General features: G+C 61.2%; 18 protein-coding genes and 1 pseudogene. 18 read left to right on the top strand and 1 reads right to left on the bottom strand.

The features are described from left to right. Positions 1-20 precede the first annotated feature (20 nt). The 11 genes and pseudogenes from TRP66_RS03010 (at position 21) to TRP66_RS02965 (ending at position 5,512) form a co-directional block, all read left to right on the top strand. Entirely contained in the window at positions 21-662 is a 642-nt protein-coding gene (locus TRP66_RS03010) for a replication protein P (RefSeq protein ID WP_333399835.1), read from the top strand. Beyond that, the gene (locus TRP66_RS03005) at positions 659-928 is read left to right on the top strand and encodes a hypothetical protein (protein WP_333399834.1); all 270 of its coding nucleotides are present in this window, start codon (positions 659-661) and stop codon (positions 926-928) included. Before TRP66_RS03010 ends, TRP66_RS03005 begins: the two co-directional genes overlap by 4 nt. Beyond that, positions 925-1,344, top strand: a complete 420-nt coding sequence (locus tag TRP66_RS03000) for a recombination protein NinB (RefSeq protein ID WP_333399833.1) — start codon at positions 925-927, stop codon at positions 1,342-1,344. The genes TRP66_RS03005 and TRP66_RS03000 overlap by 4 nt, the downstream gene beginning before the upstream one ends. Further along, positions 1,341-1,964, top strand: coding sequence for an adenylosuccinate synthase (locus TRP66_RS02995; RefSeq protein WP_333399832.1), 624 nt, complete (start codon positions 1,341-1,343; stop codon positions 1,962-1,964). The genes TRP66_RS03000 and TRP66_RS02995 overlap by 4 nt, the downstream gene beginning before the upstream one ends. Before the next feature lie 97 nt (positions 1,965-2,061). Next, entirely contained in the window at positions 2,062-2,673 is a 612-nt protein-coding gene (locus TRP66_RS02990) for a recombination protein NinG (protein WP_333399831.1), read from the top strand. Further along, positions 2,658-3,023: pseudogene (locus TRP66_RS23530) on the top strand (HNH endonuclease); the annotation flags it as partial. The gene TRP66_RS02990 and the pseudogene TRP66_RS23530, both read left to right, overlap by 16 nt. A 51-nt stretch (positions 3,024-3,074) precedes the next feature. Then, positions 3,075-3,509, top strand: a complete 435-nt coding sequence (locus TRP66_RS02985; protein ID WP_333399830.1) for a hypothetical protein — start codon at positions 3,075-3,077, stop codon at positions 3,507-3,509. Beyond that, positions 3,506-4,087, top strand: a complete 582-nt coding sequence (locus tag TRP66_RS02980) for a hypothetical protein (protein ID WP_333399829.1) — start codon at positions 3,506-3,508, stop codon at positions 4,085-4,087. The genes TRP66_RS02985 and TRP66_RS02980 overlap by 4 nt, the downstream gene beginning before the upstream one ends. 341 nt (positions 4,088-4,428) lie before the next feature. Beyond that, the gene (locus TRP66_RS02975) at positions 4,429-4,680 is read left to right on the top strand and encodes a hypothetical protein (RefSeq protein WP_333399828.1); all 252 of its coding nucleotides are present in this window, start codon (positions 4,429-4,431) and stop codon (positions 4,678-4,680) included. Positions 4,681-4,713: 33 nt separating this feature from the next. Beyond that, positions 4,714-5,130: a putative holin gene (locus tag TRP66_RS02970; protein ID WP_333399827.1), complete on the top strand. Its 417-nt coding sequence runs from the start codon at positions 4,714-4,716 to the stop codon at positions 5,128-5,130. Continuing rightward, positions 5,123-5,512 (top strand): phage holin family protein, encoded by a 390-nt coding sequence (locus TRP66_RS02965; RefSeq protein WP_333399826.1) that lies wholly within the window; start codon positions 5,123-5,125, stop codon positions 5,510-5,512. The genes TRP66_RS02970 and TRP66_RS02965 overlap by 8 nt, the downstream gene beginning before the upstream one ends. 60 nt (positions 5,513-5,572) lie before the next feature. Here TRP66_RS02965 and TRP66_RS02960 read toward each other — a convergent pair whose 3' ends face one another. Continuing rightward, the gene (locus tag TRP66_RS02960) at positions 5,573-5,824 is read right to left on the bottom strand and encodes a hypothetical protein (RefSeq protein ID WP_333399825.1); all 252 of its coding nucleotides are present in this window, start codon (positions 5,822-5,824) and stop codon (positions 5,573-5,575) included. A gap of 98 nt (positions 5,825-5,922) precedes the next feature. Here TRP66_RS02960 and TRP66_RS02955 point away from each other — a divergent pair, with 98 nt between their 5' ends. Genes TRP66_RS02955 through TRP66_RS02925 form a run of 7 tightly spaced genes read left to right on the top strand, consistent with a single transcriptional unit; the run spans position 5,923 to position 12,443 of the window. Further along, the gene (locus TRP66_RS02955; protein WP_333399824.1) at positions 5,923-6,543 is read left to right on the top strand and encodes a terminase small subunit; all 621 of its coding nucleotides are present in this window, start codon (positions 5,923-5,925) and stop codon (positions 6,541-6,543) included. Positions 6,544-6,557: 14 nt separating this feature from the next. Further along, on the top strand, positions 6,558-7,859 hold the full coding sequence (locus TRP66_RS02950) for a terminase large subunit domain-containing protein (protein WP_333399823.1): 1,302 nt from the start codon (positions 6,558-6,560) through the stop codon (positions 7,857-7,859). Next, entirely contained in the window at positions 7,859-9,679 is a 1,821-nt protein-coding gene (locus TRP66_RS02945; protein WP_333399822.1) for an anti-CBASS protein Acb1 family protein, read from the top strand. Before TRP66_RS02950 ends, TRP66_RS02945 begins: the two co-directional genes overlap by 1 nt. A 1-nt stretch (position 9,680) precedes the next feature. Next, entirely contained in the window at positions 9,681-9,908 is a 228-nt protein-coding gene (locus tag TRP66_RS02940; RefSeq protein ID WP_333399821.1) for an Acb2/Tad1 domain-containing protein, read from the top strand. Positions 9,909-9,910: 2 nt separating this feature from the next. Next, a complete protein-coding gene (locus tag TRP66_RS02935; RefSeq protein ID WP_333399820.1) occupies positions 9,911-10,291 on the top strand; it encodes a hypothetical protein in 381 nt (126 codons plus the stop codon). Further along, on the top strand, positions 10,284-11,306 hold the full coding sequence (locus TRP66_RS02930; RefSeq protein WP_333399819.1) for a hypothetical protein: 1,023 nt from the start codon (positions 10,284-10,286) through the stop codon (positions 11,304-11,306). The genes TRP66_RS02935 and TRP66_RS02930 overlap by 8 nt, the downstream gene beginning before the upstream one ends. Before the next feature lie 3 nt (positions 11,307-11,309). Beyond that, a complete protein-coding gene (locus TRP66_RS02925) occupies positions 11,310-12,443 on the top strand; it encodes a DUF2213 domain-containing protein (RefSeq protein ID WP_333399818.1) in 1,134 nt (377 codons plus the stop codon). Position 12,444: the final 1 nt, after the last annotated feature.

Below are 12,444 nucleotides of genomic sequence, written 5' to 3'. Positions count from 1 at the left end.
TCAACGACCTAATGGCGAGCATGGGCAACCTGCCGGCCGTGGACCTCGCGCCGCGCCAGATCGACGAGGGAACCGCCGCCGTCGTCAACGCGCTGTTCCGCGAGCTGCAGGCGATCTTCCCGGCGTGGAAACAGGCCTGGCCGGACGACGACGCACTGAAAGCCGCCAAGCGCAGCTGGATCAAGGCGTTCATGTCCCAGGGCATCACGCAGATCGAGCAGATCCGCCACGGCATCGAGGCGTGCCGCGCGCTGCAGAAGCCTTTCGCGCCGAGTGCCGGCGAGTTCATCGCCTTGTGCCAGCCAACGCCTGAAATGCTCGGCATTCCGTCCCACGACGCCGCCTACGCCGAAGCAGTGGCGAATGCTCACCCGTGCATGGTCGGTAGCCGCCATTGGTCGCACCAGGCCGTGTACCACGCTGCGTCGCAGTCAGGCTTCCACCCGCTGAGCCGGTTGCCCGCCGACGCCAGCCGCAAGCTGTTCGACCGCAACTACGACATCACCATCCGCATGATCCTGGACGGCAAGCCGCTGCGGAACATCCCGCTCGCGCTGCCCAGCCGGGTCGACGGGCGCATGACGCCTGAAATCGGAAACAAGGCGCTCGCCGAGCTGCGCAAGGGTCGCCAATCACACATGGGCAAGGGAGCTGCGCAATGAGCGAAGAAACGATCATCGAGAAATTCCAGGCTCGGCTTGAGGCCGACTATCGCCAATTGGCGGTGACAACAGACGAGCGTTTTCTCTACTCAAGTGCCGCGCACATCCTGTCCGACAACAAGGCCTCTTCGACGGTCTACGTCAGCCGCCGGCTGGGAATGAACTGCCAGCAAACACGGAAACACCTGCGGCGCATGGAGAAAATGGGCTACGTCCAGGCGGACAGCAATGGCTTCAACAACATCTACTGGAGTCTGAAGCCATGACCGAGTTCGTGATGCGAAGCCGTGACGACACCAGTCGCCTGTTGGGTGTTCTGCATGGGACCAACTTCGACAAGCCCAAGAAGATCGTCATCAAGGACCTGGACCGCAGCAGCGAGCAGAACAAGCTCCTGCATGCGCGCCTGACCGATATCTCCAGTCAGGTCGAGCACGCCGGCAAGAAGTGGGACGTGCTGATCTGGAAGCGCCTCCTGACGGCAGCCTGGCTGCGTGAGGGTGGTGAGCGCCCGCAGATGATCCCAGCGCTCGACGGCCACGGCTTTGACGTCGTGTACGAACGCACCAGCAAGCTCAGCGTAAAGCAGTGCGCCGAGTTGCTGGATTGGATCGAGGCGTTCGGCGGTGAGCATGGCGTGCGCTGGACGGCCAGGGACAAATGGGGAGGGCGGTATTCATGAGTTTGTTCCCTATGACACACAACGACCTGTGCCTACTGGCCGTCAAGTGGCTACAGCGTGCCAACAGCGCGGGAGGGCCCGGCTGCCATGTGGCGGTCAGCGAATGCCGGTCAGGATGGTCGGGCGAAATCCCCGATGCAATTGGCTTTCGCGCGGCAGGCTTCGAGGACGGCTCAACCGTTGTCGAGTGCAAAACGAGTCGCGCTGATTTCCTGGCGGATCGGAAAAAGGCCCACCGGGTCGCTGGCGGGCTCGGCAACTGGCGGTACTTCATGGCGCCCGCTGGCCTGATCCGGGCAGACGAGCTGCCGGCTGGGTGGGGACTGCTGGAGGTGAATCAGCGCGGACACGTGAAAGTGGCTGCCGGGCTGGCCGCATTTTACCGGGAAGGCTATGACGTCGTCCGGGGGCAGAGCCAGCTCTGGCGGCATGAGGCAGACCGTGAGCGGGAGCAGTTCCTGCTGGTGAAATTGCTGAATCGGGTGGGTGACGTAGAGAAGATGAACCGCAACCTGCGAATGGCCTATGCGGAGCAGCAGCGTCTCGCTGTGCGGGTTAACGAACTGAACGATCAGATCAGAAATGAACGGCTGGGCCGTCTCTCGCGAGGTGCAGCATGAAGGCCCTCATCAGGACCGCCCACCGCTTCACCATCTTCATGGCTCAGGCCTACCAACAACCAGATCTCTGCCTCCAGTTCCAATGGGGGCAGTCTTAATGCGCCAAGCAGTACAGGCCGCAAAGGCCCGCAAACCCAAGAAGTGCCGTAACCCCGGGTGCGCCGAGGAATTCACTCCGACGTTCAACACCACCCAGACGGTATGCAGTCCAGCCTGCGCACTGGCAATGGCGCCTGTGCACCAGGTCAAGGCCCGCAAAGCTCTGGCACAGGTAGAGCGCCGCGAGATCAAGGTTCGCAAGGAGAGGCTGAAGAGCAGGGCGGATTACGCCAGAGAGGCACAAGCCGCGATCAATCGCTATGTGCGTCTGCGTGATGCGCACCTGGGCTGCGTCAGCTGCGATAAGCCGGCGTCCTGGCCGGGGCAGTGGCACTGCTCGCACTTCCGCAGCGTGGGAGCGGCGCCACACCTGCGCTTCAACCTCTGGAACATGAACAAGTCGTGCAGCGCCTGTAACAACTTCCTGAGCGGGAACATCGCGGGGTATAGGCCAAAGCTGATCGAGAAGATCGGCCAGGCGAGGGTGGATTGGCTGGAGTGCAACCAAGCAGTAGCCCGTCATGACATCCCATATCTCAAACGCTTGAAGGCTGTCTTCGCCAAGAAGTGCCGTCGTATGGAGGCTCGAATCCAATGCAGTGCAGCGTAAATGATTGTGAGCGCCAAGCCTCGTATAAGGCGGCGCAGCTTTGCCAGATGCATTACTTCCGGATTCGCCGGAACGGAACAGTGGTGAAGAAACCGATAGGTCGCGCTCTGCGGTATGTCACGCCCAGCGGCTACATAAGTCTCTACAAGCCGGGCCATCCGCTGTCGAACAAGACTCAGTGTGTCTTCGAGCATCGGTATGTGATGTGGCCCATCGTAGGACCTGACTGTCGCCCGTGTGAGCTGTGTGGCAAGCCGCAGACCTGGGCTACATGTCACGTCGATCATATTGATGAGAACAGGCAGAACAACGATCCGGACAATCTGAGGATTCTCTGTCGAGGCTGCAACGTGAAGCGCGGATTCCGCCCCGAGTCGCATGAATTCCGCAGCAGGAATGGATTGATTGAATTCGAAGGTAGGCGCGATACCGCCGCAGCCTGGGCTCGCGATCCGCGCGTAAAGGTTAGCGGGAAAACGATTCTTTTGAGGAAAGAGGCCGGGATGACGGACGCCGAAGCTCTTTTCGCAGACAAGGTCACCCATAACGGCCGAAAGCCAATCCCTCCCGCGAGAAAGACCAGCACCAAGCTTGAGCGCAGCAACGCGGTCGCCATCACGGTGGAAGGCTGGACGATGACACTTGCAGATTGGGCGAGAGAGCCTGGCGTGTCTGTATCAGTGAGATCCATCGCAAACAGAATCCGTGAGGGTGTTGAGCCAATTCAGGCCGTGTTTGCGCGTGCCGGCAAAAAGCTTCTGGCCGTGGAAGAACTCAAGGCCATCACGGCGCATTACAGGGCGAAGACCCGCGAGCTGAAGGAGAAAGCAGCATGAAGATCAATTCGGCACGCCAAGCCTGGCATGACTGCACCTACAACCCAGCGCCGGGCCAGACCTCTGACGTGGTTCAGCTGGGCGTGGTGGTCCAGACGACCGAGCGCGGCCCGACAGCAAACCATGCGGTGCACAGCGCGCTGGCTGGGCATATCCAGTCGGCAATCGCCCGGCTTCACCCTCAGGTGCGCGTTTTCGGCGAGTACATGTACGCCGCCAACCGGGACGACGACATTCGCGAGGCAGCGGAGGAGGTCGTGTTCGGCATGGTCGTCTCCAAGTCCAAGCGCATGACTGCGGCCAAGCGCGAGAAGCTGGAGTACGTGGTGAAGGGTGTCATGCGCCGGTATCGATACATGCACCAGGGCGGGCAGTCGGCGAACGAAGACCCATTGATCAAGCCGGAGAAGTTCAGAGCCTGGCTGATGGCGGAGTTCGGCGTGAGGATCGAGTCGTATGCCTGGGCTCGGGATTGGGAGCCTTCTGTATCCCTCGCGTTCGAGTGCTGCGAAGACCTGGATCGCATGGCTCTGAGCCCTGTTGCGGCGGCGATTTACCAGATGAAAGAGGCTGCTTGACTTCCCGCACGGCTGGCGGCATCATTTCGCCATATTGAGTATTTTGCCTGCGGCAACTTGCTCCGAAAGCCCGGCCTAACCGCTGGGCTTTTTGCTTTATGCAGATGAATGCGCAGGCTGATGCGCGGCGAAAGTCAGGGTTATTCCTGGAGGCCTCCCGAGAAAGAAAGGGGTATAGGCTGTAAATGGTGCCAGCCGGAGATCAGCGCCGGCCATCTGCACCCATTTCAGAAGCTCGCCATGTGCGGGTTTTTTGTGCCCACGATTTCCCAAATGCCCTCCATGCCTCTCGCTTCGGCGATGCACCACTTGAGAGGGACTCATTGGTACCTGGAGGGATGATGAATCGCTCCACATGCTGGACCGGTCTCGCCGCGTCGCTCGGTGTGATCAGCGCCCTGATGGGGCTGGACATCAGCTCGAACGTCTTCATCGCCGCGGTGATTATCATCCAGGCGCTGAAACCTGCCGACGAGCCGGTCCTGAATCAGTCGGCCATGGCCGTCTGCGTCATATTCGCAACAGCAATCTTTGGTTTCGCCATGTGCGCCTGGGTCTTTGGGCTTGAGTGGAGCCGTCCGCTCTCATGGTAGAGAACCTATGAACACAAGCCCGAAGAGGTCCCTATGAGCGCAGAGAGCGTTGTCGGCAGCGCCATAGTGACCGGAGCCGCGAACGGAACCGGCGTTGCGCTCGCTGGCCTGCTGATGACCTTCGACCAGAACCTGGCGCTCGGCTCTATCGGCGGCTGCTGCATGTTCCTGGCCGCGTCAGCGACTCTGCCTTGGGGATCGCGAGTGTTCTACGCCATCGGATCTCTGATCATTGGCTACCTCGTCGGGATATATCTGATCGGGGTAGGGTCGAACACCGGGCTGGCGGCGATTGCTGCATGCTTCGTCTCGGCGCTGGCCTCATGGGTTTTCGGATCGCTCAAGCGCTGGGCAGATGGAGGCCCCAAACCAGACTGGCTTGATTGGGTCTCGGGCATCGCTGGCAGCTTTCTGCCGTCGTTCCTGAAGCGAGGCAAGCGCGATGAATGAATTCCTGCAAAGGCCATCCGTAGAGACGTTTCTGTCCGCCTGCGCTGTGTACGCCTATCAGTTCCTCGCATGGCTGGGCAACGTGATGCCTGAGTTCATGCTCGGATCGCGCGGCGTCTGCCACCTGCTGATCTTCCTGTTCGTCGTGGGCTATCAGGCGCCGACCAACAGTCACCGGAAGATCGTGGGTATGGTCGCCGGGGCCTTCGCAGGCGCAAACGCCGCTGAGGCTTACCGGATCGCCTACAACTTCACGACCTTCTCCGCGCTGAGCCAGCCACCTCTGACGCTGGTTATGCTCTGCGTCCTGTTCTTCGTGATCTACGCGAGGGGCAACATGGGCCGCATCCTGCCGAAGAAGGCTGTTGAGCTGATTCGGTAGCCGCGCCACAAAACAGATACCGCTATTTCGTGGCGCTGACCCAGTTCTGGGGAGTGGCAACTATTCCTTGATGTGTACCGTTGCCCTGACCTCAAAGGTCGAGTAACCCTTTGCCTGGAAGTCCTCCCATACCTTAGGAGGATTGAACCCGAAGAGCTCTTCTGAGGTATCGAGCTCTTTGACATCCTCTGTCACTTTTGGGCCAATCCAGCGTTTAGCCTCTTCTGGCAGATCATCGAGCGTTTTGTCTTCCGGGATTGCAAGCGCGCGTTGTTGCTGATGGTTGTAGTAGGCCTTCACTTTGAACTTCATGTCTCTACTCCGTGAGTGGTGGAGGCTTACCAATACCGGCAACCAGCCACTATTTCAATCCCTCATTACGCGAGGCAGTAAGTCTCAAAGGATTCCCTATGGCGCTGACAGCAAAACAGCAGCGCTTTGTCGACGAATACCTGATCGACCTGAATGCCACGCAAGCCGCTGCCCGAGCGGGCTACAGCAAGAAGACCGCCAACGAGCAAGGATCACGCCTGTTAGCCAATGTTAGTGTTTCGGCCGCCATCAGGCAGGGCATGAATGCTCGTTCTGGAAGGGTCGAGATCACCCAAGACATGGTGCTCAAGGAACTGGCGAAGATCGGCTTCAGCGACATCCGGAAGGTCGTGCGGTGGGGCGAGACGATGGTTCGCATGGTTGACGGCGAGGAAGAGTGCGCCGAAGACATGGTGCCTTACCACGGCCTGGCACTGATCGATTCCACTGAGATCGACGACGACACCGCTGGCGCCATAGCCGAGGTGTCCCAAGGCAAGGAAGGGCTGAAGGTCAAGCTGCATGACAAGAAGGGCGCACTGGTCGACATCGGCCGGCACCTGGGCATGTTCGGTCATGGCGGGCCATCCGAGCTGGATGCCGAGCTGAAGCGGCTTGAGATCGAGAAGCGCAAGGCCGAGCTGAAAGCTCTGCAGGCCGGGTCGCAGTCGTCCAATGCTCAGCTGCTGGCTGATCTGATCGCGAGGTTGCCGGGATGAATACAGGCAACCTGATGCTCGATCGCCAGTTGGCTCGCTGGTACAAGCTCAAGGATCATCCCGTGCAGCTCGCCCTGATGGCTGCTGTGCCGTCGGGTATCCGCTTCCCTCTGGTGCCTGCTGGGCGCCGTAGCGGAAAGACTGAGCGGTTCAAGCGGTTCTTGGTCAAGCAGGCTACGGCATACAGCGGGCCATACTTCGCCGCAGCGCCCACCCATGCCCAAGCCAAGAAAATCTTCTGGGACGACCTCAAGGCCTTCACGCTTTCGAGCATGCACAGCCGCCGGCCATCTGAGTCGGACCTGATCATCTACCTCGAGAACGGCAGCGAGATTCACGTCATCGGCTTGGACAAGCCGCAGCGAATCGAGGGTATCCCATGGACGGGCGGTGGTATCGATGAGTTCGCCGACGTCAAGGCGGATGCATGGGAGGCCAACATCCTGCCGGCGCTCAACACCGTCAACCCGACCATGCCTGATTACCGCGCGTGGTGCTGGCTACTCGGCGTGCCGGACGGCCTGAACCATTACTACGACCTGTGCATGCAGGCGGAGACCGGGCAAGACCCTAACTTCAAGGTCTTCCACTGGAAGTCAGCCGAGATCCTGCCGCCTGACGTCATGGACGCCATGAAGCGCGCCATGTCGCCCAAGCAGTTCAAGCAGGAATTTGAAGCCAGCTTCGAAACCGCCTCGGGCCGGATCTACGAGGACTACGGCAAGCACAACCAGACGTCCGCTACCATCGAGCCGCATGAGCAACTGATGTGGATGCACGACCAGAACTTCACGCCGCTGTCGTCCGCTATTGGTGTCAGGCGCAACAACGGCGCTGACCTGTACTTGCTGGACGAGATCGTCCTGACCAGCGCCATCTCGCGCCAGGCTGCCGTCGAGTTCGTCGAGCGGTACAAGGACCACAAGAATAAGCATGTGCTGATCTACGGCGACCCGGCGGGCAAAGCTGGCGAGAAGCATGGCCACGCCTCGGACTATACCGACATCGAGGCTGTGCTGAAGGCCGCTGGCTGGCGCTACACGCGCAAGGTCAAGCCTGCCCACCCGGCCATCAAGGACCGGCAGAACGCGGTGCGGGCCAAGATCCTGACCGCTTCAGGCGAGAGCAGCCTGTTCGTCAACCCGGTAACAGCGCCCTGGTGTCACAAGGGCCTGGCCACCGTTCAGCTCCAAGAAGGTTCGACGTTCCAAGAGGACCAGAAGAACCAGTACCAACACATCACAACCGCGATCGGCTACTGCGTCGACGTTGAATGGCCGGCGAAAGGCCGATTCTCCTACGAAGGTGTTTCCTAATGGGCGCTATCCGATTCCTGAGCGACAAGCTCGTCAACCTGGTGGCGAATCTCGGCACCGAGCGCGACAAGTCGTCCGGGTCGGTCTATGCCCCCGCGCTGATGACCGATGCGGAACTCGTCAACGCCTACCGCGGCGCCTGGCTGCCTCGCAAGATCGTAGACATCCCCGCGCTGGACGCATGCCGCAAGTGGCGCAACTGGCAGGCCGACAAGAAGCAGATCGAGAGCATCGAAGCGGAAGAGAAGCATCTCGGCATCAAGGCCAAGGTTCAGGAAGCGATGATCAAGGCCCGCTTGTTCGGCGGAGCAGCAGTGTTCATCGGTACTGGCGAGCGAGACCCATCGCAGCCGCTCAACCCGGATCGTGTCGGCAAGGGCGGGATCAAGTACCTGACCGTGATGACGCGGCGCAACCTGCAACCGACCGAGATCGAGCAGGACCCGCAGTCGCCGCGATATGGAAGGCCGAAGGCATACACGCTGGCCGGCGGGTCTATCCAGATTCACCCGTCACGCCTGATCGAGTTCGTTGGCGCACCGCTGCCCGACGCCGACCTGGCGACAGGGACAGAGCAGGGGTGGGGCGACTCGGTCTTGCTGGCCGTGATGGACGCGGTCAAGCATGCCGACTCCACTATGGGCAACATCGCCAGTCTGATCTTCGAGGCGAAGGTCGACGTCATCCGTATCCCAGACTTCATGCAGAACATGCAGGACAAGGCCTATGAGAAGCTGATTCTCGAGCGGTTGCGGCTCGCTGCCATGGCGAAGGGGATCAACGGAACGCTGATCCTCGACAAGGACGAAGAATACGAGAGCAAGTCGGCGAGCTTTGGCACGCTGCCTGACATCCTCGATCGATTTCTGCAGGTGGTCTCCGGCGCTGCTGATATCCCGGCCACGCGCCTGCTCAGTCAGTCGCCGGGGGGCATGAACGCCACGGGTGATTCGGACCTGCGCAACTATTACGACCGGGTCCAGGCGATCCAAGAGCTGGAGTCGACCCCGGCCATGGCTCTGATGGACGAATGCCTGATCCGATCGGCGCTGGGCAGCCGGCCTGCCTCGATCCACTACATCTGGGCGCCGCTCTGGCAGTCCACGGCGAAAGAACGCTCCGACATCGGCAAGACCACGGCCGACACGATCAAGGTCCTCAAGGACTCAGGTCTGTTCCCGGAGGATGCGCTGAGCAAAGCCGCAGTAACGCTACTGGTCGAGAACAGCGTTGTGCCAGGGCTTGAAGCTGCCATTGAAGAGTTCGGCAGCCAGCTGCCGGATGAAGAGGGCGACGATCTGCCTGACAGTGGCGAGACTGACGGTACCCGGCGGAAAGCGCTGGAAGACGCCGCACCGCGCACGCTGTACGTGTCCCGAACGGTCACCAACGCCGCCGACATCATCGCGTGGGCCAAGTCGCAGGGCTTCGAAACCACTCTGCCGGCGGACGACCTGCATGTGACCGTGGCCTACAGCCGCAAGCACGTCGACTGGATGAAGGTCGGCGAGTCCTGGTCGGGCGACCGGGACGGGAAGCTGTCGATTGCACCTGGTGGCGCACGCCTGATCGAGCGGTTCGGAGAAGGCGCTGTCGTCCTGGTGTTCAACAGCTCCGAGCTGGCGTGGCGGCATGTTTCGATCATTGAGGCTGGCGCAAGCTGGGACTGGCCCGAGTATCAGCCACACATCACCTTCACCTATGAGCCCGGCACGGTCGACATTAGCAAGGTCGAGCCGTATCGCGGTGCAATTGAGCTTGGGCCGGAACGGTTCGAAGAGCTCAACGAAGACTGGAAATCAAACGTGCAGGAGAAGTGACATGGAAACCTTCACTCAGCCCAAGATCACCGGCTATCGCCAACTCAGCGAGCAAGAAGCCGCCCTGATGAACGACATCAAAGCCAAGGGCGTGGAGCTTGGCGAACTGGTTGAAAAGCTTCGTGCCAATCCATCGCTGGATCAGCGCTGGGTAAGCATTGGCGCCACTGACCTGCAAACCGGTCTCATGGCTCTGACCCGCGCTGTCGCGCAGCCAACGAGCTTCTGACCATGGCTGACCAACTCCCATCTGTGACCGGTGATGCCGGCCCGCGCGAAGTCGTGCCGGTGATGCTCATCGGCCCGGGCGGCTCCTACGCTGGCACTCGCCAACTGTTCGCCTTGGGCTACCAGCAGATGGCGTTAACTACTGATGCGGTTTCGGCCGCACCGGTAGCGCCGGAAGGAACCATCGTTGCTCTGATGAAGGTTGAGGGCGCGTCGGTTCGATATCGGGACGATGGCGTCAACCCAACGCAGGCGGTCGGCATGCCGCTGTCTGTCGGTGAGTCGCTGGTCTACGACGCGGTCATGCTCGACATGCGCCTGATCGCCCAGCAGGCCGGGGCCATCGTGAACATCGCCTACTACGGAGCGACGCCAAGTGCCTGAGATCAAGCCACCGCCCGGCCTGGTGACCGTGCAGCTGCCGGTTCTGCGCTCAGTAGCGTCTGGCTCCCGCGTGCTGCTGCAGGTCGCAGGCTCAATGACTGTGCCGATAGGCGAGACGCAGGGCCTGTATGTGGGGCCGGACGGCTACACCGACGACATCGATGCGGCCCAAGACTTTGCGCCAACGGTCAGCGAGGAACAGGTAATCGTCGAGTCGCCGGGCGCTCCCGGGAAGTCTGCCTACCAGCTCTGGCTGGACGAGGGCAATCAGGGCTCCTACGCCGACTACAAGGCTTCGAATCGTGGTGAGCCTGGGCTTACCCCCTCTGTTGAGCAGATCGCGGCATCGGTGGGCGCATACATCGCCGACAACCCGCCTGCTGATGGACAGAACGCCACGCCGGAGCAGATTGCTCAGGCCGTCAGCGATTACCTGGCCGCCAATCCGCCGAAAGACGGGCAGAACGCAACCGACGCCCAGGTAGCACAAGCTGCCGCCCGGTACATCGCTGAGCACCCGCCGGCCGATGGCAAGTCTGTGGAGATCCAAGTGGCGGCCGGGTTTATTCAGGCGCGCCAGACTGGCGGATCGTGGGCGAACCTGATCGCCGTCTCCTCGCTGGCGGGCAGCAACGGAAAGTCGGTAGAGCTGCAGAAGACGGCAACAGCCATCCAGTGGCGGCAGACCGGCGGAGCCTGGGCTGATCTGATTCTGTTGTCAGCGATCACCGGTCCACCAGGTCCATCGTCGAAAGTGGCGCTGGGCACCGTGACCGTGACGCAGACGGCGGCGCTCGCACTTTCAGCCGGTATACGCAGTGTCACGCTGACCGTGCCGGGCGTGCTGAAGGATGACGACATACTACTGTTCCCGACCGCAGTGCTACCTGCCGGGTACGTCATTCACAACGCCGTCGCCACGGCTGCCAACACCCTCGTCGTGACCTTCCTTGCGCCACTACTGGCGCTGGGCGCGACGTTCAAGATCGACTGCAGGGTAGTCGCACTGAGGTAAACCATGATTCTCACTGATTCCGTACCAGTCTCGGGCGTTCGACGCACCGCGGACGGATACCTCGTGGCCGAAGCCCGGGTGGCCCGCACCGGCATCCAGGACTACCTGGGAACCGAGGTTGACCCGGACAACAAGCACGGTCTGCGCGACAAGCCGATCGTGAGGGTGTACCGGCCTGAAAGCTCGGTCTTCCACAAGGATGCGATGCAGTCCTACGCCTACCGGCCCATGACCAACGGCCACCCAGGCGGCGACGGCGTGAACTCGCAGAACTGGAAAGACCTCGCCATCGGCCAGACCGGCGGCGACGTAGTCCGGGACGGCCAGTTTGTGAAGGTGCCGCTGGTCCTGATGGACGCCAAGGCTATCGCCGACTTCGACGCCGGCAAGCGCGAGCTCTCCATGGGCTACGGCGCCGAGGTGGTGTTCCAGGACGGTACGACCGACGACGGCGAGCACTACGACTGCTATCTCGGCCCCATGAAAATGAATCACCTCAGCCTGGAGCATCGCGCTCGAGGCGGCGAACAACTTCGCATCGGTGACAACAAGCAACCAACCCCCCAAGGAGGCCATGACATGGCTGATTCACTGCGTACGGTCATTGTTGATGGCCTGTCCGTCCAGACCACTGACCAAGGCGCCCAGGCAATCGACAAGCTGACCAAACAGCTGACCGACGCCGGGGTGAACATCAAAACCCTGACCGATGCGCACGCAGTTGCGCTTGCCGCCAAGGATGCCGACCTGGCGAAGAAAGACGCCGAGATCGACAGCCTGAAGGCCAAGCAGCTCAGCGATGCCGACATTGACAAGCGAGTGACCGCGCGCGCTGACCTGATCGGCAAGGCCAAGGCCATTCACGACGGTGACTACTCCGGTAAGTCCGAAGGCGAGATCCGCAAGGCCGTTGTCATCGCCAAGATCGGCGACGCGGCCATCGCTGGCAAGAGCGAGGCCTACATCGATGCTCGCTTCGACATGCTGGTCGAGGACGCGGCCAGGGCACCGGGCAATGACCCGTTCCGCCAACACATGATTCAGAACGACAGCAAGACCGTCGGCGACGAATCGGAAAAGGCGCGCCTGCAGATGATTGCTGACATGCAGACCGCTCACCGCCCAGCCCAGGCCTAAG

This window comes from Pseudomonas sp. JDS28PS106, assembly GCF_036706555.1.
Lineage (GTDB): Bacteria > Pseudomonadota > Gammaproteobacteria > Pseudomonadales > Pseudomonadaceae > Aquipseudomonas.
The sequence above is the reverse complement of the archived record's forward strand: the minus strand, read 5'-3'. Positions and strand labels throughout refer to the sequence as shown.

What these genes read in the sequence shown, in the direction of transcription:
- TRP66_RS03010 (WP_333399835.1), top strand. Translation starts at nt 21, where the DNA reads ATGGGCAACCTGCCGGCCGTGGACCTCGCGCCGCGCCAGATCGACGAG.
- TRP66_RS03005 (WP_333399834.1), top strand. Translation starts at nt 659, where the DNA reads ATGAGCGAAGAAACGATCATCGAGAAATTCCAGGCTCGGCTTGAGGCC.
- TRP66_RS03000 (WP_333399833.1), top strand. Translation starts at nt 925, where the DNA reads ATGACCGAGTTCGTGATGCGAAGCCGTGACGACACCAGTCGCCTGTTG.
- TRP66_RS02995 (WP_333399832.1), top strand. Translation starts at nt 1,341, where the DNA reads ATGAGTTTGTTCCCTATGACACACAACGACCTGTGCCTACTGGCCGTC.
- TRP66_RS02990 (WP_333399831.1), top strand. Translation starts at nt 2,062, where the DNA reads ATGCGCCAAGCAGTACAGGCCGCAAAGGCCCGCAAACCCAAGAAGTGC.
- TRP66_RS02980 (WP_333399829.1), top strand. Translation starts at nt 3,506, where the DNA reads ATGAAGATCAATTCGGCACGCCAAGCCTGGCATGACTGCACCTACAAC.
- TRP66_RS02975 (WP_333399828.1), top strand. Translation starts at nt 4,429, where the DNA reads ATGAATCGCTCCACATGCTGGACCGGTCTCGCCGCGTCGCTCGGTGTG.
- TRP66_RS02970 (WP_333399827.1), top strand. Translation starts at nt 4,714, where the DNA reads ATGAGCGCAGAGAGCGTTGTCGGCAGCGCCATAGTGACCGGAGCCGCG.
- TRP66_RS02965 (WP_333399826.1), top strand. Translation starts at nt 5,123, where the DNA reads ATGAATGAATTCCTGCAAAGGCCATCCGTAGAGACGTTTCTGTCCGCC.
- TRP66_RS02960 (WP_333399825.1), bottom strand. Translation starts at nt 5,824, where the DNA reads ATGAAGTTCAAAGTGAAGGCCTACTACAACCATCAGCAACAACGCGCG.
- TRP66_RS02955 (WP_333399824.1), top strand. Translation starts at nt 5,923, where the DNA reads ATGGCGCTGACAGCAAAACAGCAGCGCTTTGTCGACGAATACCTGATC.
- TRP66_RS02950 (WP_333399823.1), top strand. Translation starts at nt 6,558, where the DNA reads ATGCTCGATCGCCAGTTGGCTCGCTGGTACAAGCTCAAGGATCATCCC.
- TRP66_RS02945 (WP_333399822.1), top strand. Translation starts at nt 7,859, where the DNA reads ATGGGCGCTATCCGATTCCTGAGCGACAAGCTCGTCAACCTGGTGGCG.
- TRP66_RS02940 (WP_333399821.1), top strand. Translation starts at nt 9,681, where the DNA reads ATGGAAACCTTCACTCAGCCCAAGATCACCGGCTATCGCCAACTCAGC.
- TRP66_RS02935 (WP_333399820.1), top strand. Translation starts at nt 9,911, where the DNA reads ATGGCTGACCAACTCCCATCTGTGACCGGTGATGCCGGCCCGCGCGAA.
- TRP66_RS02925 (WP_333399818.1), top strand. Translation starts at nt 11,310, where the DNA reads ATGATTCTCACTGATTCCGTACCAGTCTCGGGCGTTCGACGCACCGCG.